This window comes from Segatella copri, assembly GCF_019249765.2.
Classification (GTDB): domain Bacteria; phylum Bacteroidota; class Bacteroidia; order Bacteroidales; family Bacteroidaceae; genus Prevotella; species Prevotella copri_K.
In genome coordinates, this window is record NZ_CP152484.1 from 2,644,839 (window position 1) to 2,666,984 (window position 22,146).

At 46.7% G+C, this 22,146-nt stretch carries 10 protein-coding genes; all 10 read right to left on the minus strand.

Annotated elements, in window-relative coordinates; translation table 11 throughout:
* Positions 1–95: 95 nt before the first annotated feature.
* Positions 96–1,922 carry a RagB/SusD family nutrient uptake outer membrane protein gene (locus tag KUA46_RS11430; RefSeq protein WP_218486756.1) on the minus strand — a complete coding sequence of 609 codons (1,827 nt, stop codon included), beginning with the start codon at positions 1,920–1,922 and terminating at the stop codon, positions 96–98.
* 21 nt (positions 1,923–1,943) lie between these two features.
* Positions 1,944–5,195: a SusC/RagA family TonB-linked outer membrane protein gene (locus KUA46_RS11435; protein ID WP_218486755.1), complete on the minus strand. Its 3,252-nt coding sequence runs from the start codon at positions 5,193–5,195 to the stop codon at positions 1,944–1,946.
* Positions 5,196–5,216: 21 nt separating this feature from the next.
* Positions 5,217–7,013, minus strand: coding sequence for a RagB/SusD family nutrient uptake outer membrane protein (locus tag KUA46_RS11440; protein WP_218486754.1), 1,797 nt, complete (start codon positions 7,011–7,013; stop codon positions 5,217–5,219).
* A 27-nt stretch (positions 7,014–7,040) separates the two neighbouring features.
* On the minus strand, positions 7,041–10,130 hold the full coding sequence (locus KUA46_RS11445; protein WP_217745587.1) for a SusC/RagA family TonB-linked outer membrane protein: 3,090 nt from the start codon (positions 10,128–10,130) through the stop codon (positions 7,041–7,043).
* A 41-nt stretch (positions 10,131–10,171) separates the two neighbouring features.
* Positions 10,172–12,106: a glucanase gene (locus KUA46_RS11450; protein ID WP_217745586.1), complete on the minus strand. Its 1,935-nt coding sequence runs from the start codon at positions 12,104–12,106 to the stop codon at positions 10,172–10,174.
* Between the two features lie 317 nt (positions 12,107–12,423).
* Positions 12,424–15,414, minus strand: coding sequence for a two-component regulator propeller domain-containing protein (locus KUA46_RS11455; protein ID WP_218486753.1), 2,991 nt, complete (start codon positions 15,412–15,414; stop codon positions 12,424–12,426).
* Between the two features lie 211 nt (positions 15,415–15,625).
* The gene (locus tag KUA46_RS11460) at positions 15,626–15,826 is read right to left on the minus strand and encodes a DUF6722 family protein (RefSeq protein ID WP_022120641.1); all 201 of its coding nucleotides are present in this window, start codon (positions 15,824–15,826) and stop codon (positions 15,626–15,628) included.
* Positions 15,827–15,963: 137 nt separating this feature from the next.
* Positions 15,964–17,889 carry a glycoside hydrolase family 13 protein gene (locus KUA46_RS11465; protein ID WP_218486752.1) on the minus strand — a complete coding sequence of 642 codons (1,926 nt, stop codon included), beginning with the start codon at positions 17,887–17,889 and terminating at the stop codon, positions 15,964–15,966.
* A 24-nt stretch (positions 17,890–17,913) separates the two neighbouring features.
* On the minus strand, positions 17,914–19,866 hold the full coding sequence (pulA, locus tag KUA46_RS11470; protein WP_218486751.1) for a type I pullulanase: 1,953 nt from the start codon (positions 19,864–19,866) through the stop codon (positions 17,914–17,916).
* Between the two features lie 131 nt (positions 19,867–19,997).
* Positions 19,998–22,133: a glycoside hydrolase family 97 protein gene (locus KUA46_RS11475; protein WP_218486750.1), complete on the minus strand. Its 2,136-nt coding sequence runs from the start codon at positions 22,131–22,133 to the stop codon at positions 19,998–20,000.
* Positions 22,134–22,146 lie beyond the last annotated feature (13 nt).

The window sequence follows — 22,146 nt, forward strand, 5'->3', positions numbered from 1 at the left end:
TCAAGTTTAAGATATGATTTTTTTAAACCAAGGAAGGTCTATGGTGTTTTCGCCATAGACCTCACCTAAAATATAATAATGTATATTGACAAAGATTACTTGCCGGTTGTTTCACCCTCAGTAGTCTCGCCACCCTCAGTGGTGTCGTCCTTCTTAGGAGCATCAGAGAGTTCCCAACCTGCATTCTGTCCTAAGTTAGGATTCTTCTTGTAAGTGTCATCAGGCACTGGGAAGTAATAATTCTTAGGACAAGAGAACGCACGAGTAGGATGGGTATTATCGTTGCGATAAGTATATACCTGGCTCTCATTAGGAGTTACAACAACGCTATAGATGTTGTAAACCTGCTTGTAGCGTGGCTCACTCTTCTCTGTAGCAGCACTCTTGCCATCAAACAATTTCCAGCGGCGCTCATCGAAGAAACGATGATCCTCGAAAGCCAACTCGATGCGGCGCTCGTTGCGGATACGCTCACGAAGCTGCTCCTTGGTCATACCCTTGTAAGCAGGCATACCCACACGGGCACGAACCTGGTTTACATAGCCGTAGGCAGCTTCAGGACCCTTTGCCTCGTTCAATGCCTCTGCTGCATTAAGCAGAATCTCCGCATAGCGGAAGATAGGGCAAGCGGTAACGAATGTGGTAGGGTTCTTGAAGCTCATATTGTGAACGAACTTCTTAGAGTAGTAACCGGTAGTGGTACCACCATGAAGATCCTGGTAGTCTTTGCCACCTACAGATACATCCACGGCACGCTCCTCGTCCTGACTCTTGTCACCCCAGATACTTCCCTGGTGGAAGATGGTCTGCTCCAGACGTGGGTCACGGTTCTTGTATGGATCCTGGTCGTTGTAAGAAGGATCCTGGTCGATAGGAAGGCCATTAATGGTCTCGTAAGAATCAACCAGATTCTGTGTAGGGTTTACACGACCGGTAGAGTTCACATTACCGGAGAAACCACAAGGAGTGTTGAACATCTCAATTTCTCGTGTATTCCACTCACTGCGGCTGAGGATATACTCAGGATTCAGGTGAGGGGTACTGGTGAAGCACTCATAATAGTTCTTGTTAGGGTTGTTATCGCTTGTAGTGTACAGACGATAAGGATTGGCAGAACTCTTATTGGCATTGATGAAAGCGAGGGCTGCATCAGCAGCTTCCTGCCACCAGGTAACATCATTTGTAGGATTGTTCAGTGCAGAAGCACGATAGAGCAATGCTCTTGACTTCAATGCATAGACAGCAGCACCATTGATACGTCCCCAGTTCTCATTTTCATTGCTGTAACGGAATGGGAGCGCACCGCTCTGGATGATGGCATCGCATTCATCAGCAACCCATTTCAATGCTTCAGGAGCTGGAGTACGGGCAATAGAAGCAGCCTCTGCATTATCCAACACATGATCCTCGATAGGCACTGCACCGAAATAGCCAATCATATCGAAATGAAGGATGGCACGAATGAAACGCGCCTCTGCCTTGTAACGATCGCAGAGTTTGTTGTCGTCACCGCTCTTCTCAGCATTTCCGATGACACTCTCACGTGCCTTTGAAATGAAGTCGTTGCAGACACGGATGCCCTTCAGGTCGTTGCTCCAATAATTCTCAGCAAACCAATGGTTCTTGGCATCATATGAATCGTTCAACACACTGTGATAGTAATGCACATTCCAGTAAGAGATGGCATTATCGGTCATACAGTCACGAGAAGCAGCACGGAACTGACCATCGGTATATCCCGCAAAGGCATCAGGCAAATAGGTATAGGCATTTGCCAAGACACCACGGGTACGGTCGTAGTTGCTGTAGATGTTCTCGTCGGTATAAGTCAAGTCGACTTCCTTATCGAGGATGTCGCTGCAGGAGGTCATACCTCCTACAGCCAGCATCGCCAATGATATATTAACTAATATCTTTTTCATATTCGTTTTTGATAAAATTGATTAGAAACCAATGTTTATACCAAATGTAAATGACTTTGTCTTTGGATACCACCAGCAGTAGCTCAATGGCTTCTCTGGGTCTACATCATCTGGCAGACTGCTAAAGGTAGCAATATTGTAAGCGCTGAAGTAAACGCGGCACTTAGTCATCCACAACTTAGAAATCAACTTAGCAGGCAAAGAGTATCCTACCTCAATATTACGGATAGACCAGAAGTTACCATTGCGTACCCAAATGTTGTTCTGGTAAGAACCTGTAGCACGGTCTGAATCAACTGCATCGAATCCATTATAAACAGGACGTGGATAAGTAGCATTCACGTTGCGAGGATCAGAAGGGTCATCAGTATAGTAACCCCAAGCCTTTGTTACCTCATGGGTACCCATGTTACTCCAACCACTGTAGCTGATAGCCGGTGAAAGGAATACAGAACGACGGAGATAAGCATTCACAATCATGCGGGCATCGAAGCCCTTATACTCGAAACCGAAGTTGAAGGTTGGAATCATCTCAGGAATGATGGTGTATGAATCTGGCACCATATCCTTTGAGTCGATCACGCGGTCACCATTGATATCCTTGAATACTGCTGTACCCAACTGCTGTGCTCCATTAGAGAAGCTGTTGTATGGATACTTTTCCGGATGGTCGATGGCATCCTGCTGAGAGGTTGCAATCAGGTTAGGATCTGAAGCCCACTGGTCGAACTTATAGATGTTCCATCCACCCACACGGTTGGTACCTGTCTGAGCCTGCTCATAGAGTTCGGCTACCGAAGTGTTGTCATAGATTCTATGACCTGCCTTGCGCTGCCACTCTACATCTGGTGCAGTTTCATCGATATCGGTAACCTTGTTGGTATTGAAGGTAAGCTGCCCCTCGATGAAGTACTTGAAGTCCTTGCCGATATTGCCACGATGTCCGAGAACGAGTTCGTAACCGCGGCTTTCAACCTTACCATATGAATCCTGTGCTACAGGCACACCAAGTATGGTTTCTGGCACGGTTGAACGGGATACCAGGATGTTAGAACGCCACTCCTTGAAGACATCGAAGCTACCATAGAGTTTGCTGTTCCAGAGGTTCCAGTCAATACCGAGGTTTACCATCTTGGAGATTTCCCACTTACTGTTGGCATTACCAGTCTTGCTCTCTGCATAACCATTCACAAAAGTTCCGTTATAACCGAAACCGTAACCGGTAGCTGAACCATAGATACTCTGATATGGGTAACGGCCTGCACCGGTGGTTGACTGACCAGCCTCACCGTATGAAGCACGAAGCTTCAAGAGATTGATGAAACCAAGTTTCTTCATCCAGGATTCCTCAGAGAGTACCCATCCTGCTGATGCACCCCAGAAGGTTCCCCAACGGTCGTCTGGTGAGAAGTTATCACATCCCATACGAGAGAGGTTGACTGATGCGATATACTTGTTGGCATAGTCGTATGTTCCCTGGAAGTTGTATGCCAGATAGCGGTTTGAAGATGCACTCTGCTGGGTAGAGTAATCTGAACCTGCTTCCTCATTACGGTAGTAACGGGCAAAGGCACGGGCATCTACATTGTGCTTACCGAAACTGTTCTTATAACTTACACCACCAAACAGATTCAGGTTGTAGTAGTAACCACGCTGATTAGCTGATGGGTTGCTCAAAGCTGCCTTGGTTGTATATTTGGTATACTTGAACTGGCTGACATCGGTAACCGCCAGGTTATCGTAGTCGTAGTTCCATGAATCCATCTGAGCAGTCTGTGTTGACTCGAAAGTCTCGTATGCATCGAAGCTGACAGTACCGAACAAGCCTAAGCCCTTCAATACAGGACTCAAATCGTACTTGGCATTCAAGGTAGAATACAAGTTACGGCGACGGTTCTTCTCCAAACCGGAACCACCCAGGTAACGTACCGGGTTGTTGGCTGTAGATGAAGAATAGATACTTCCGTCAGGGTTATGGGTAGGAGCCATAGGGTTTGCCTCGATTACACCGAAGGTAACGAGGTTGAACACAGGCTCAGTAGGCTGAGAGATGTTATCTATACGTCCACCCAAGTCGAGAGATACATTCAGATACTTGGATACATCGATATCGATGTTAGAACGGAGATTCCAGCGGTTCAGTACGTGCTGAGTGCTGTAACCATCATTCATTTCAGTACCCTCGGTATTCCACATACCCTCCTGGCGCAGGTAAGAGAAGCTTACATAGTAGCGGGCACGCTGGTTACCGCCACTAATCTGCAGGTTGGTGCGATACTGCGGTGCAGCTTCACGATACAACTGGTCTGCCCAAGATGTATTGAAGTACTGGTACTTGCGGATATCATCGTCAGCAAACGTTCCACCATCGCATACATACTTGTAGTTGTCGAGCTGCTCCTGGGTGTACATCGGATCCATACCGCTCAGATAGCGTACCTGATTACGGGTCATCGCCATGTTGTAAGAGTTCTGAACCTCCATCTTGTTGGCGAGGGTCTGGAAACCGACTTCCTGAGTGAAATCAATCTTAGTCTTACCGGCATTACCGCGCTTGGTAGTAACCAAAATCACACCATTGGCACCACGCATACCATAGATAGAAGAAGCGGCAGCATCCTTCAGTACGGTGATGCTCTCGATAGGATAAGCATCGAGGAAGGAGAGGTCACGCTCTACGTTGTCCACGATAATCAGTGGAGAACGGGCACTCTGGTTGGTGGTACGGATACCACGGATAAAGAGGAAGCTCTCCGACCATCCTGGCTCAGAAGACCATTCGTAAGTCTCCACACCATTCAGTGTTGAGGTGAAGGCATTCTGAAGAATAGTAACAGGATGCTTCTGCAATTCCTCGCCTGAAACAACCGAACGGGAATCAGTCAAGATTTTCTTTTTCTGCTCGCCGAAAGGAACAGGAGCGAGATGCTCATACTCGTCAGCATCATCTTCCATCTTGATGACGTATGTACCGTCAAAAGTGGTCACCTTCTCCTGCGCATTCTTGTAACCTACGCTACTTACGCAGATTTCATCGCTAGGAGTTACCTTCTTCAATGTAAAGTAACCTTCCTTGTCGGTCAGGGCAATGCGGCTTTCCTCTGCCACGTTGACAACAGCTCCAGGGATTGGTTCACCCTGGCTGTTGACGATTCGGCCTTTGAGCACCTGCTCCTGTGCCAAGACTGAGCTTGAAGCACAGAGAAGTGCACTCAGCATCAAGACTTTGCTTGATGAAGATACCTTATTATATATATTCTGAATATTATTCATACGATTCTATCATTAAAAGAGTTATTCTTTCCAACCATCGTTCTGGAAGTTCTGACCAATCTTCCAAACCTCAGCCTCTGGGATTGGATAGAGGTAGAACTTGTCTTGCCACTTGCGGTGCTGGGCTACCTTACGGGTAATGGTGCCATCTGCTGCCACGTTTACACCGTAGATATCACGGCCGAGCGCATCGCCTGCTACGTTCCAGCGACGTACATCCCACCAGCGGTGCTCCTCGAAAGCAAGTTCGATGGTACGCTCCTTGTGGATGAAGTTGCGCATAGCTGACTGAGAATTCAAGTCTGCACGATCGGCTACATTACCGATGATACCGCCACGATGACGAATCTGGTCGAGCAGGTTACAAACCTGTGTCTTGTTGCCTGCATAGTCAGCCTCGTTCAATGCCTCAGCATAGTTCAGAAGCAGTTCGCTATAGGTAAAGATCTTCCAGAGGCGCTTGGCTGTACCGCTGTGGTTGCTGCTCAGGATGGTCTCAGGAATATACTTGCGTACATAATAACCTGTTGGAGTAGCATTCTGGTTGCCGATAGGATTATCGCGATGACCATAAACCACATCAATGACATTGGTCTTGGTGCTGGTAGCCTGACCCCACTCACAACCATTGTAAAGAATGGTAGCTGCGAGGCGTGGATCACGGTTCTTCCACATCTTCTGCTCTGTATAACCGCTCTCTTCGTTGATGACAGGCTTGCCGTTTACATAAACCGGAGCACCTGTTGCATCATACTGCTTGAAAGGAGCTGAACCATCTTCCATATCATACATATCTACGAGGTTCTGGCTTGGGCAAAGACCACCCTGTCCACCTTCACCTACTGGAGTATCGGTAGAAATACCGCTCCAACCGATGGCTACATCGTTGCGGAAGAAGATAACCTCAGGGTTCTTGTCAGTATAAGTGTTGAGCAACCAGGCATTGTTGTAGGCTGCTACACCACCGTTGGTACGGTCTTCCAATCTATAATTCTCACCATAGTCAGCGATGAAGCCCGCAGCTGCGTCTGCAGCCTGCTGCCAGGTAACACCGCTCTGTGCTGAGTAGCGTGGACTTGCCATATAGAGCATCATGCGAACATAGAGGGCACGTGCTGTAGGCTGGTTCACCTCACCTGCATAAGTAGCATCGCTGGTCTCTGCATAAGTCTTCAGACTGCTCTCGCATTCCTTCACCTCCTTGAAGAGATAATCCATGAAGGTCCTGAGGTCTGGGCGCTCAGTATAACCTGTCATCAAGTCACCATTAGGGTCGAGCTCGGTAGTAACCAATGGCACCGGACCGTAGCGGAGGAACAGTTCCCAGTAGAAATAGGCACGGAGGAAACGGGCCTCTGCAATATAGTTTGCCTTACGTGAATTGTAAAGTTCTACGTCAATATCTGCAGGGCGAAGCTTGTTCTCTGTGTCCTGCTCCAATGTGTTGATGGTGATATTGCACTTGCGAATACCACGATAGCGACTCTCCCAAGGAGAAGTCAACTCTGCTGCACCGCCACCACCATAATAGTTACCTATATTGAATGTGGTACGTGTACCTGATGTACCGATACTTGATTCAGCCAGGTCGGTAGCAGCATCCATCCATGAGTTGTTCACGCGGTTGGCACCGTGAAGCAGGAAGTTGTAAGTATCGTTGTGGTTCTCTTCCAACAGAGTGAAGTTACCCAACACCTCAGCTTTTGTCAACTCATTGCTTGGCTGCTTGTCGAGGAAATTGCCGAAGGCGTCTTCGCAAGAGGTGAGCGTCATTGCTCCCATAACGAGTGCCAAAGCAAATATACTATATTTCTTCATTTTCGATTCTTTTTGAATGTTCTTGAATTAGAATACGACATTGAAACCTACGTTGACGGTCTTCAAGAGTGGGTAACGGTTTGAACCGTTGCTCTCTGGGTCAACCAAGTCGTCGAGATGATCCCATGTAAAGAGGTTGTTGGCATTGATGTAGAAGCGGGCATTGCTCATACCGATATGCTTGATCAACTCCTTAGGGAATGTATAGCTCAACTCGATGTTCTTCAGACGGACGAATGAACCGTTCTTCAGGAAGAATGAGTTCTGGCGCTGGTTGTGGTCACCGTTGCTTCCGTAATGGAGCAATGGATATTCTGCTGTTGCCAGGTTCTCTGCCTCGCTCTTTGCAGGATTCCAGCGGTTCAGGTGGATATCCTTTACCTTACCGTTGTTCTGGAAGGCGAACATCGCATCGCTGTCGTAGTAACGGGATACATGGTCTACACCCTGGAACATTACTTCGAAACCGATGCCCTTATAGTTGGCACCGAGTGTCAGAGCGTATGTGTTCTCTGGAATATCGCTGTAGCCGATGAATGTCTCATCACGGTCATCGATGAAGCCATCGTTATTCATATCCTTGTACTTCAGGTCACCAACCTTTACGTTTCCGTAGGTTGATACAGGGAAGTCAGGATTATCCAAGTCGGCCTGTGTTACGAAACCCTCGCATACCAGACCGAAGTACTGGTTGATTGGGTGACCTTCGCGCTTGCGGTAAGCGGTCTTGTAAGCAGGCTCATCCATATTCTTAATCTTGTTGGCTGCATGAGAGAAGGTTACACCTACATTATAGGTGAAGTCCTTTCCGATGTGGTTGAAGTGATGGAGTTCCAACTCGTAGCCCTTGTTCTGGGTCTTACCGAGGTTTCCGGCTGCCATCGTTACACCTACCCACTGTGGACGGCTCAAGTATTCGGTCAGGATGTTGTTACGGTTCTCAACGAAGTAGTCGAAGTTACCGGTCAGCATACCGTTGAACAAGCCGAACTCAAGACCTACGTTGAACTTCTTGGCACGCTCCCAGGTTACACCATAGTTAGGATACTGGCTCTCGAAGATACCAGTCTGACCCTTGTTACCGAAGTAGTAATCGTTAGTAATCTGGTTCCACTTCTCCTCATAGAGGAAGCGCTGAGCTACACCACCTACGGTATAAACGTCGTTACCAACCTCACCGTAAGATGCACGGATCTTCAAGTTGTTCAACCAGTTTTCTGTTGACTTCATAAACTCTTCCTGAGTTACACGCCAACCGAGTGAGAAGGCAGGGAAGAAACCGAAGCGCTTGCCCTTGAGGAAGTTCTCTGAACCGTTGTAACCAACGTTAACCTCAGCCAAATACTTATCATCATAACCGTAAGTTACACGACCTACGAGACCCTGATAGCGCTTAGCCAGGTCTGAATTGTAACGGTAGTCGTTCTGGTTGTAAAGTACCATACCTGTAACGTCGTGCTTACCAAACTTGCGGGCGTAGTTGATCTGACCCTCCATATAGAGTTTGTATGTAGTAGAAGAAGCCTTAGAGTAGGCCAGGTCGCCATCTACATTATACTTGGTATAAGCATCTGCACTGGTAAAGTTGTTGCGGTCGTTCAACTCATAAGTTGCAAAAGCTGCACCGAATGTCTTCTTATAATAAGAATCGTAGTCGAATGAAACCATACCACGGGCAGAAAGACCAGGAGTCAACCAGTCCATCTTGTAGTCTGCGATGAAGTTAGTTTCATTGATAGTATTGGTTCCACGATAGTATCCACCCTTGGCAAGGGCAGCCACTACGTTGTCCTGATATACGGCTGTACCACCATAGAGAGTCTTGGTAGTCTCACCATTCTGTACCTCGTAAGATACAGGGAAGATCCAACCTGGAGTATGGTTGATACGTGCGAAGATATCATAGTTGGTTGAACTCTCGTTGGTGTTAGAACCATGACGGTTCTCGAAACGTGTACCGAAGTTTACGCTGAATGTCAGATCCTTAGAGAGGAAGAAGTCCATGTTGGCACGGAAAGCGTAACGGTTGTAACCAGGGCTTGAAGAGTTGCCGTAGACATCCTGGCTGAGGTTCTTGATCAAAGATCCCTGGTTGTACATTTCACCAGATACATAATAGCGCATACGTTTCGTACCACCACGTACACTTACATTATAGCGCTGAGAAGGAGCCCAGTTATTGAGCACCTCATCATACCAATCTACATTAGGATAGAGAAGCGCATCAGCACCAGTCAACTCGCCGGCGCAGCTCTTGCGGTACATTTCGATATCAGAAGCTGAATACTGTGATGGAAGACCATCATTCTTCAGAGCCTCCTCGAGGAGAGTTACAGAGTCGTAAGAATTCAGATAGTGTGGCTTACGGGTTGGAGTACCCCACATAAAGTTGCTGGTCAAACTAACCTCTGGCTTCATATCCTTACCACGCTTAGTAGTAACGAGGATGACACCATTCGCACCACGCACACCATAAACGGCTGTAGCAGAAGCATCCTTCAATACAGAGATGCTCTCGATATCATCAGGAGCCACCTGAGAGAAAGCACGCTCTACACCATCTACCATGACCAATGGAGCGCCGTCGCCAGCAAAGGTAGCACGACCACGGATGTTGATGGTAGCGTCATCGGCACCAGGAGCACCAGATACCTGGGTTGTTACAACACCTGGAATCTTACCGGCAATAGCCTGTGTTACGTTGGCTGTAGGGGTATTCAAGAGGTCATCTGAACTAACCTGAGAGATAGCACCTACGACACTCTCCTTCTTCTGATGACCGTAACCAACGACTACGACCTCATTGATTTTCTGACTTTCGTCCTTGAGAACCACCTTGATATTACGCTGATTGCCTACACGGATGTTCTGAGCAACCATACCGATATAAGAGATCTTCAAAGTAGCGTTCTCGTTCTTCACCTGAATCTTGAAGTTACCGTCGAAATCAGTAACAACACCATTGGTTGTCAATGCTTCCATAACAGTAGCACCGATGATAGGCTCACCCGATTCATCTGACACATTACCAGATACGGTAACCTGTGCTGATGCTCCTAAAGTAAGGAGCACCAGTGTCAGGGTCAAGAATAACTTATGCAATATGTTATTGTTCATTGTTTATTCTATTTATGTTATTGTTGAAGTTCAGCCTCCGTTTAATACAAAGGCTTTCCAATATAGCAAGCTGCAGGATCCATCACAAGATAAGAACCATCAACGATCAGGAAGGCACGGAGCATCTCATTGGCATCACTACAAGGAGCAGTAAATCTCTCGATGTAAACCTTGCCGTTAGTACAGGTCTCTACAGCTACCACCTTGATGTCTGTACCAGAACGGGAAATGGTCATATCTACCTTGGCGCCCTCCATATTCTGGCGGAACACAGCCCACTCATCATCATTGGCTGGATAACCTTCATTATCCCACTTTCCTGAGGCATAAGAACCACCCCAGCCAAATGCATCGCTACGGATAACAAAATACTCTGAATAATTACCACCAGCACGCTCATCATCGGTGCTGACACAGAGGTTCCAGTTGTTCCAGTTGCCAGCACCTGATGTATGGTTTGTGAAACCAAGGTGCAATGAAGCACCGGAAGGAATCTGGAAGTAATCAGAGAATTGTGTCCACCAAGCGGCTGAGCAATCAGAAGTTCCGATTTCGCTGGCTGTAACTTCTACAGCAGTCTGTGCCTGACACTCGTTGGTATCCATGACAAGATAAGAACCATCAACAATCAGGAAGGCACGGAGAACCTCATTGGCATCATTACAAGGAGCAGTGAATCTTTCGGTGTAAACCTTGCCATTTGTACAGGTTGCCACTGCAACTACCTTGATATCTGTACCAGAACGGGAAATGGTCATATCTACCTTGGCACCCTCCATATCCTGACGGAACACAGCCCATTCATCATCATTGGCAGGATAACCTTCATTATCCCACTTTCCAGAGGCATAGGAACTACCCCAACCATATGCATCGCTACGGATAACGAAGTACTCTAAGTATTTGCCACCATTACGTACATCATCTGTACTCAAACAGAGGTTCCAGTTGTTCCAGTTGCCAGCACCTGATGTATGGTTGGTAAACTTCAAGTGAATTGAACCATTTGCAGGAATACGATAGTAGTCAGAGAAGCTTGTCCACCAAGCAGCAGAGCAATCAGAAGTACCGATTTCGGTAGTAGGAGTACCATCCTCCTTCACAAACTCTACATTCTTGAAAGCTTCATCACCACCACCATTACCACCAATGGTCTTGTTCCAATCCTTCTCTTCCATCATGTTACGGATCAGGGTAACATTGTCGATAGATACGGTGTTGGTCTCTTCGGCTGTCAACTTGCTGTCTCCACCTATATATATATAAGGTAAAGAGTTGATGGAATCAACCAAGGTCTTGTACTGGAAAGAGGTAGCACTTGATGATGTCTGATAACCAGAAAGGCTCTTCTTACCATCTACGTAAAGCTGGTAACCTTCAGTAGAAAGCTGAAGGGCTACGAAATGCCACTCATTAGGAGAGAGAATACCTGTCTTCACAGAAGCAGGGTCATTCTCATTCAGGTTCAAACTCTGCAACTGGGTAGGCTTGTTGTAAACCACCTGACCATTGGCAGTGATATAGAAGTGAGCACTGATATCATTACCAGCAGCATCCTTCTCATCTGAACCAAATGAGATAAGAGGTCGGGTCAAGTCTACATCTGCGACTGTTCCGTCCTCAGCTACGGCTGCATCAATCTTTACAGCGAAAGTGATGGCAGCACCATTTTGCAACTTCACACCATTGAAAGGATTGGCAATCTTGGCACCACCCTTACCATTGATGTGCAATACATTACTTGCGAGGGTCTCATCATTGGTCACCTCACATGACTCATCGTGACTTATCATGTCTGAATACTCAGGTTTCTCTTCTGAATACTCAAAGTCATAAGTTGCCACTGTTGTCTTAGATGGGTAAATCTGTCCGCCAGCAGGATCGTCCTGTCGGCCCCAATCATCACCACAAGCAGTGAAACTTAATGCCACCATGATAGCACAAGCAAACGAAAGTAAAGTTTTTCTTAACTTCATAACTTAACGCCTTTAGGTTGTTTGTTTACTATTCAAATAGGTTATTTAAAATTCTTAAATCCTTTTTCAGTGGCAAAAGTACAATTAACCGGATTATATTGGGTGGACAATTGGGTTTTATAGGTGGACAAACCGCATAAATAGTGGATTTTTAAGGATATTACGTGCTTATCCACCAGTTGTGTACCCACACATACAAAACAAGGGGTTACTTGACTTATATCAAGTAGCCCCTCTGTTTTATTTTATTTACTTAACAAATTATCACATCCAGGAACATTATTTCTCCGAAGAATCCAAGGAGGATCTAAGGAGAACTATGCCATATCTGAACCCTGAGAATCCAACTGATCCTTATATGCAGTCGGCGAGATGCCAAACTGCCTGGTGAAGCAACGGGTGAAATACTTCGGATCGTTGAAGCCTACACGGTAGGCTATCTCCGTGATATTTCGGTTGGAAGTTTTATCAGCCATCATCTTGCGCGAGATGTCGAGACGGTAGTTGCGGATAAACTGGGCTGTTGGCAAGCCTGTCTCCTTGGAGAGATTCTTGCTCAGTACACTGCGGGATATACCCAAGGTATCTGCCAGTTCCTGTACACCAAACTCCGAATTATCGTAATTCTTCTCCATCACATCCATCACTTCTTCCATGAATGGACGCATAGTCTCCTCTACCATCTTCCTGTCAGCCTCAATGCTCTTTTTCTGACTGTCCTGATAACGCTTCTGGTTCTGCAGAATCATCTGGATGCGACTCTGCAGCTTTTCAGGTTCATCACTTTCCTTCATCGCAGCCTCGATAGGACGGTACAGAGCTTCTACTTCCTCTTCGCGCATCTTGTTGAGACGGCGCACATAAGCATATTGGAGCAAGGCGATGATACCTATTATAATAAGGGTAACAAACCACCAGCTCTTCCAGAAATAAGGAGTAATCTGAACTTCTACAGAGATTACCTGCTCCTTGTCGGAATTGATAGATGGGATATATTTCACCTCAAACTTATAGTCTCCAGCTGGCAGAGTGGAATAACGCACACTATGCTGACCAGCCTTGAGTTGAACCCACTCATTCTCGTATCCCTTCATGCGATAAAGGTACACGCCCTGTGTCTCGCAGCCATAATTGAGCGCTGAGAAAAAGAGGGTGAACGACTTATCACTCTCATGGATACGCAACTTTCTGGCAATAGAAATGTCTTCTTCCAGATAATCGCTGCCGGCAAAGACAGGCTGGTTATCTACCAGAAGTTCGGTAAAGCACAACTTACCCGTCTGATGCACAGAACGGTTTATGCCCTTTACAGCCATCATACCCGCATCGGTGCCCAGGAATATTTCGCCCTTGGCATTGCGGATGGCTCCATTGAAATAGAACTGTGAACTGATCAGACCATCTTCACGGGAGAAACTGCAGAATGCCTCTGTCTTCGGATTGAAGATAGAGAGTCCATTATCGGTAGCTATCCACAACATACCCTGGTTATCCTCTACAATACCCTTCACGATATTGTTGGCAAGTCCGTTATTGGTGGTATACGACTTCACTTGAGTCTTTCCGTTTTTATCGCTGGTATAGCAATACAGACCGTAGCCGTTACTGCCCATCCATATCTTTCCATCCTTAGCCTGGCAGAAAGACAATATCTTATCGAAGACTCCACTCTTCGGATTGTCGAGTTTATACTGATGATACGTCACAGCGAAATCGCCCTTGCCATGAGCACGCGACTTGAGGTCGACCTCTACCATTCCCCGCACACAACCCATCAGGAGTTTGCCCTTTCGGGTTATCAGAGAACCAATGCAGCCGCGCACATTCTGGCATCCCCTGAAAGGTTCGATGAGTTGGCGGCGCTTCATATCATAGAAGAAGAGACCATCATTGGTTCCGAGCCACATACCATCATTGATAGGATCGTAAGCCAAGGCACCGGCAAAGTTAAGTAAATGCTGATGCTTAGCATCTATCACCAGAGGAATAATCTTGCCCGGCTGACTGAGATTCATCACAGCAAAGCCCCTACCCCAGGTACCAATCCAGAGCTGATTGCGGTTATCGGCTGCAAGAACCGAGACGGTATTATGCGGCAAACCGGAATTTGCCACCGTATAATGAACAAAGTTCATGCTGCCTGGAGTCAAGGCATTGAGACCTCCCTCTACTGTTCCTACCCACAGGGTTCCGTCGGCTGCCGCATACATAGCATTGACAGCATTAGGAGAGATACTGCCCGGGTTGGCGGGGTCGTGACGGTAGAATTCCAAATTCAGCTGACGTGGAGCCAACTTGATAACACCACCTGTCTCGGAACCTACCCATATCTGTCCGTTCTTAGAGAAAAGACTGTTGATAAAGTTGCTGCTCAGCGGATTCACAGCCGTAGCAGTGTTCCAATGTTCTATCTCTCCGGTCTTATCATTGAAGATATCTACGCCACAGAGCGTTCCTACCAGAAGTTTGTCATCTGGAGAAACGGCAAGGTTCGTCACTACTTCGTGCTGGAGCGAATGGTCGGTAGCAGAGCAATGGAATTCCTGCTTGCCACTATTAAACAATCCGCGATTCGTACCCATCCATATCTTACCATGATAATAAATAAGCGCCCCCCCATACCGACCTTCGAGCGGAGGGAACAGGGATGAGATATTCTTTGCTACAAGCTGATTGTTCTTCACAGAAAACTCGCTCACTACTCCATTGTTGCATAATACAACCGTTCCTCTGCGATAGACATCACAGATTCCGAGGTCGGGAGCATTATAAGGATAGGATGTGGACAAGACGCTGTTCACCTCGCCCTTTTCGTTAAAGCCGAAACGGGTAAGCTGGTTGAAAGACAGCATCCATATATTGCCCTTTGCATCACAATATGTTCGGGTGCAAAGGTTCTTGAAAACTTTGTTGAGTTGTGCCTCTACCTGGCTGTTCTCACAAGGTGGAACAACAGGCTGCATCGTTTTGAGGTCGAGAACCTGCGGACCTTCCTCAAAAGCTATCCAAAGGCGCTTGAAATGATCTTCGCAAGTATTGCGGCAGCTGTTGCTTCGCAGACTGATACCAGGAGCCCCCAAACCGAAGTTCATGAAATTGAAACCATCGTAGCGTACCAGTCCACCACCATGCGTACTGATCCATACGAAGCCGTAAGAGTCCTGAAAGATATCATCAGCAAAATTATTCGGCATACCTGCAGCCATATTGAGATAACTTACATTATAGCGACTAGGCAGTCCACCTTGCGCCCAACTGCTCAAGGTTATGAAAAGAATGCTTATTATAGAAAAAATGTATCTAATCATTAACTATTCTTTTGCTCTTTTCTGTCTTCTATCTTAACGTAAATGAAAGAACCAACAGCAATCAAAGCCAGAAATATATACATTCCTAATAATCCGTAATCCATATTATTGCCTTTTCTGTTCTTTGCGATCATCAATTTTGGCATAAATAAATATTCCTGCTGCCAAAAGCAACAAAAAGCCATACATAATAAACAATCCAGTATCCATATTATTTTCCTTTCTTTTTATTATTTTTATCTTTGTCCTTTCGTAAACAGTACAATCCTAAGGCAAACAGCAATGCCGCAACTAGAACTGCACCTATTACAACCCATGTTGAGTCTTCTTGACCAAACATTTTGGCTAAAACATAGCCCGTTATTAAATATTTAGATATATCTAATAGCCATTTTCCGATTTCTCCAAACATTTTTATTAAGTTTTTAAACTTCTGATTGCAAAAGTACGAAGAAAAAACGAAACGAAAGAATTTTTATCAAGAAAAAACGTTCCTAGAAGTGTAAATTTACAACTCTAGGAACGTTCATATAGGAATATACTTGCGTTTTAGAATTCAAGAATCATGCTCTGGCGAGGACGGAGCTTCACGTTCTTGTTGATAAGAACGGTGCGACCGTTTGTAACATCCGTAGCCTTGTCATGAGAACCGATAATCTCTGCATAACGGGAAACATTCAGCTCGTTTGCCTCGTTCTTGCCGTTGATCACCGTCATCACATTCTTACCCTTATACTGGCGGGCAATTACGTAAACACCCTTCTGAGGACAGAACTGGGTCTGCTTGCCCTTGGTAATCACTTCATTGCCCTGACGCCAGTGCAACAGGTTGCTGAGCCAGTTGAACATCTGGTTTTCTGCCTGTGTTCTACCATCTGCAGTAAAGGCATTGTGCTTATCACCAGCCCAACCGCCAGGGAAGTCCTTGCGTACATTGCCATCGGTTACACTCTTGGTACCGTTCATCAGCACCTCTGTACCATAATAGAGCTGAGGAGTGCGATTGATGGTAAGAAGCAATGACAGCGCCTGCTTCAGAGCCAGAGTATCCTTTCCTTCACCCAGAAAGCGGTCGGTATCATGATTCTCAATGAATGCCATTACGCTCTTTGGATTAGGATAGAGATAGTCGTAGCAGAACACGTTGTAGAGACGGTTCATGCCGTTCCACCACTCATCGGTCTCTTCTTTCTTTGCACTGTTGATACGGTCGAAGAAGGCGAAATCCATAACGGTTGGCAGATAGCTGTTCTTCTCTGAAAGTTTGCTGTCCTTCTGCCAGGCTGCAGTATAGGCTGGCTCGGTTACCCAAGTCTCGCCTACGGTATTGAAGTGAGGATACTCCTCGCCCAGCACCTTCATCCAGTGTGCCATCGCATCGCGGTCGGCATAAGGATAGGTATCCATACGGATGCCGTCGATACCAGCGCTCTCTATCCACCACTCGCTGTTCTGAATCAGATACTTGATAACGTGTGGGTTACGCTGGTTGAGGTCAGGCATAGTTGGAACAAACCAGCCGTCTACGGTTTCTGTGAGATCTACCTTGCTGGCGTATGGATCAAGTACCGGAGTCAGCTTATAACTGGTCTGCAGATACTTATCGTTCACCTTAGCAGCGCCATCCACCGTACCGATGTTCTTCTGATGCTCGGCAGTCTGATTTTCAGGAGCCAGCCATTCTGGTTTATTGAACCAGTCCTTTGAAGGCATATCGGCAACCCAAGGATGTTCGAAGCCGCAATGGTTGAAAATCATATCCATCACAATCTTCAAACCTTTCTTGTGAGCCTCATCTATCAGCTGCTTATAATCGGCATTGGTTCCGAAACGTGGGTCTACACGATAATAATTGGTGGTAGCATAACCATGATAACTGCTGTTCTTGCCGTTACTTGGACTGTCGTTCTCCAAAACCGGGGTAAACCACAGAGCGGTAACACCCAACTGGTTAAAATAATCCAAGTGCTGGCGGATTCCCTCCAGGTCGCCACCATGTCGCAGACTAGGCTCTGCACGGTTGCAGGTCTTATCACGCATCGTCTTAAAGGCATCATTCTTCAGATTGCCGTTGGCAAAACGGTCTGGCATCAGCATATAGAGCACATCTTCATTAGAGAAGCCGATGCGCTTGTCGCCCGCCATCTCACGGTTCTTCAACACATACTTTACCTTCTTCGACTGTTTGCCCTGCTTGAAGTTGAGGGTCATCTCACCAGCCTTTGCCCCATCGAGGTTAAGATAAACCAGGAGATAATTAGGAGAATCAAGGCGGGCGATGCTATCTACCTTCACACCCGGATAATCTACCGTTACATCGGCATTCTTGATATCCTTGCCATACACCATCAGCTGGAGTGAAGCATCTTTCATGCCCACATACCAGTCGGTAGGTTCAATGCGGTTCACGTTGACCGCTGCATTCATACTTATTGCACTACTCATAAGCAATAAAGAAGCTATTATCTTTTTCATATTACACCTTATTATATATATAAACTATTTCTGATAAAGTATCAGGGCTGACTGAGGGGCAACCTCAACATCCTTTCCCGAAACAAAGCCTAAGCCTTCCTCATTGATTATACCATTGCAGCAAGCCACGGTATAATTACCCTCAGGAATCTGCATCTTCTTTGCCTCCTTATTGAAGTTATAGATCACGATGATGTTCTTCCAGGCATCAATGCCCTCCAGATTCTTGAGTTGGAAACCTACGAGACAAGTCTGCTGACAAGGCAGGAACTCCAGATGCTGACGTACCTTATCGCCTGTTGAAAGACGGAATGCCAGATGATTCTTGCGGAGCTGGATCAGACTCTTGTAATAAGCAAATGCCTGCGGATACTTCTGCAGATTGGTCCAGGTAAACTGGTTGATGCTGTCAGGAGAATTATAGCTATTGTGTACTCCCTTCTTGTCGCGGAGCATCTCTTCGCCGGCAAGGATGAAAGGAACACCCTGTGAAGTGAATACGCAGGTCTGCGCAAGCTTATCGATGCGGAGCAACTCGGCAGTACGTATTGCTTCAGGGATATTCTTGTCGGTAAGAGATGCGATGCTTGCCTTCAGACGGTCTACCAGACACATATCGTCATGGCAGCTTACATAACTGATCTGCTCGGTAGGATTGTTGGTCCAAGGCTCCTTGTCATAGTTCACCTTTGTCATATCCACCTGCGGATGAGCGATGCCACCCACAATACCGAACTTCAGACTCTCCTCCTGACCTGTAAGACCAGCCAGGAGCGCACCCTGATGGTCATCAGAGAAAGGACCTCGGAGCGCATCGCGCATATCATCGCTGAAAGCACCGATACCCTTGAGCTGCTGGGTATTCGCCTTCACCGCCAGTTTCTCGGTAGGATAAGCACAACTGCCTGCACTCCATCCCTCACCATAAATATAGATGCTAGGATCGATGCGGTTTACCATCTCACGGATAGCCTGCATGGTTTCAATGTCATGAACGCCCATCAGGTCGAAACGGAAACCATCGATATGATATTCGTCTATCCAATATTTCACGCTCTCCAGCATAAACTGGCGCATGAGAGGCTTTTCAGAAGCAGTCTCGTTGCCACAGCCGGAACCGTCAGAATACTTACCCTCCTTGGTCTTGCGATAATAATAATCAGGATAGGTACGCTGGAAATTGCTACCGTTGATATCAAAAGTATGGTTATATACGGCATCGAAAATCACACGGATACCTGCCTTATGCAGCGCCATCACCATCTCCTTGAACTCCTTGATGCGGGTTGCTGGAGAATAAGGGTCGGTAGCGTAACTGCCTTCCGGCACATTATAGTTCTTCGGATCATAACCCCAGTTGAACTGTGGTTTGTCGAGTCGGGTCTCATCTATAGAAGCGAAATCGAATACAGGCTGGAAGTGGATGGCGTTGATGCCCAGATTCTTGAGGTATTCGATGGCCTTAGGCTCGGTGAGGGCGAGATATTTACCCTTATATTTCAAGCCGGATGTAGGAGAAATGGAGAAATCACGCACGTGAAGCTCGTAGACAACGAGATCGGCTGGCGATTTCAGGGCAGGACGCACGTCCTTATCCCATCCAGATGGATCGGTATCATACAAATCTACGATGGCGCCACGGTTTCCGTTCACACCTACTGCTTTGGCAAATGTACCTGGTGTTTCACCCTTGCCAATATCAAAGGTATAGAACTTTCCCTTGAGGTCGCCCATTACTGTAGCCTCCCAGCGTTCATCACCCAACTTCTTCATTTTCAGCGTTTTATAAGCCTTTCCTCCCTGACCTTGCTTATAAAGTCGGAGGGTTACAGAAGACTTTTGGGCTGTTGGAGCATTCAGGATAAACATGGTTTTCTCCTTGGAATACATCATCTCATTGAATGTCTGCTGGGCATTCAATGAAGTTGGTAAAACGGTTGCTGTCAATGCTGCAATTATTAGTTTTTGGATATTCATATTGTTAAGTTGTTGTTATACAGGACATTAAAGCGAACTGAGCGAAAAAAACTGTGACAGATTATCTACGCTCATTTTTAGCGTATTTCCGACCAACCGGACAGTTGGACGGAAATACGGAAATTATAGGCTTATTTAGCGAGCAAAGAGATGGCGAAACCACCACCACGTGCTTCATTAATCTTCAAAACATCACCCTTCTTCACTGTCTTATGAACAATCTTGTAAGATTTAGGGTTCTTCTCGTAGTCGGCATTCTTGCCGTCCTGATAAATAGCGCAAACATACTTCTTGCCCTTATCCAGGAAGTCGAGCTTTACTACGGCTGTGCGGGCTGCATCAGTCTTACCGCCTACAAACCAGTTGTCGGTACCCTTAGCCTTGCGGGCTACGGTGATATACTTAGCTGGCTCTGCCTCCAGATACTTGGAGTCGTCCCAGTCGCAAGCTACGTCGCGGATGAACTGGAAGGCATCATCATACTTCTCATAATGCTCTGGAAGATCGGCAGCCATCTGCAAAGGACTGTACATTACGAGATAGAGAGAAAGCTGACCACAGAGAGTGGTATGAACATAACTCTTATTGTTGCTCCACTCTGAAAGCTTGGTCTCAAAGATACCAGGAGTATAATCCATCGGACCACCCTGCAGACGAGTGAATGGCAACATGACGGTATGATAAGACTTGCTACCGCCAAATGCCTCATACTCTGTACCACGTGCACTCTCGTTACCCACCAGGTTAGGCCAGGTGCGGCAGATACCTGTAGGACGGGTTGCCTCGTGGGCATTTACCATGATATGATGCTTGGCAGCGGTCTCGATGACACGCTGGTAGTGATTGTTCATCAACTGGCTGTAGTGATACTCACCTCTTGGGATGATATCACCTACATAACCGGTCTTCACGGCATCATAACCATATTTGTTCATCAGGTTGAAGGCATCTTCCAGGTGGCGCTCGTAGTTGAGAGCTGCAGAAGATGTCTCGTGGTGCATCATCAGCTTCACGCCCTTAGAGTGAGCATATTCGTTGAGCATCTTGATATCGAAGTCAGGATATGGAGTCACGAAGTCGAAAACATCGAGCTTCTGATGACCGAACCAGTCTTCCCAACCTTCGTTCCAGCCTTCTACCAATACTTCCTGCAAACCGTTCTTGGCTGCAAAGTCGATGTAGCGCTTCACTTCCTCGTTGGTTGCACCATGAGTACCGTTAGGCTTGCACTTGCTGTAATCGGTTACACCGAGACGCACAGATGGCAGATCGTTGGTATAGCTCCAGGTCTTGGTACCCACAATCATGTTCCACCATACACCGCAGTACTTGGTAGGATGAATCCAGGATGTATCCTTAATCTTGCAAGGCTCGTTAAGGTTCAATGTCAACTTGCATGAAAGCATATCACGGGCATCATCACTTACCAGCACGGTACGCCAAGGGGTATTGAATGGAGTCTGGATAAATCCCTTTCTGCCCACGGCATCAGGAGTAAGCCAAGACTCGAAGGTCAATGTTTTCTCATCCAGATTGAGATGCATGGTAGGATAATCCAGGCAGGCAGCCTCATGGATGTTGATGTAGAGTCCGTCCTTGGTCTTCATCTGGAGAGAGGTCTGAACACCGGTATCAGAGAAGACGGTGGTAGATGAATTGCTCTTGTAAGCTTCACGGTTTTTCGCAATAATTGGGCGAATGCCTGTCAATGGAGTAATGTTGTAATCATACTCCTGTGTATCATAATCACCAGGAATCCAGTAAGCGGTATGATCGCCTGCCATGGCAAACTGGGTATGCTCCTCCTGGATGACGAAATAATTCAGACTCTCCTGCTGTGGGAACTCATAGCGCAAGCCCATACCATAATCATATACACGGAAACGGATGGTGATGTTACGCTTAGAAGCAGCCTGGTTCAGGTTTACCTCCATCTCGTTGTAATGGTTGCGGATGGTAGCGGTCTCGCCCCATACCGGCTTCCAGGTTTCATCGAAGGTCGATGTCTTGCTGCCGGTTTCAGTAAAACCATCCATCAGGCTGGTTTCCTCCATGCCCTTAGAGGCATGTTTATCCTTAGCCAGTTCCAATCCTAAGTGGGATGGCTTGCATACAGTCTTTCCCTTATAGCTCATCTCATAGGTAGGCTGTCCCTTTTCGGTCAAAGAGAATGTTACCGAGACATTGCCGTTAGGCGACTTTATGGTCTGGGCTGCTGCCAACATAGGAAGCAAGAGACCCATCACTAATACATTCAGTTTTTTCATACTGTTCAGTTGT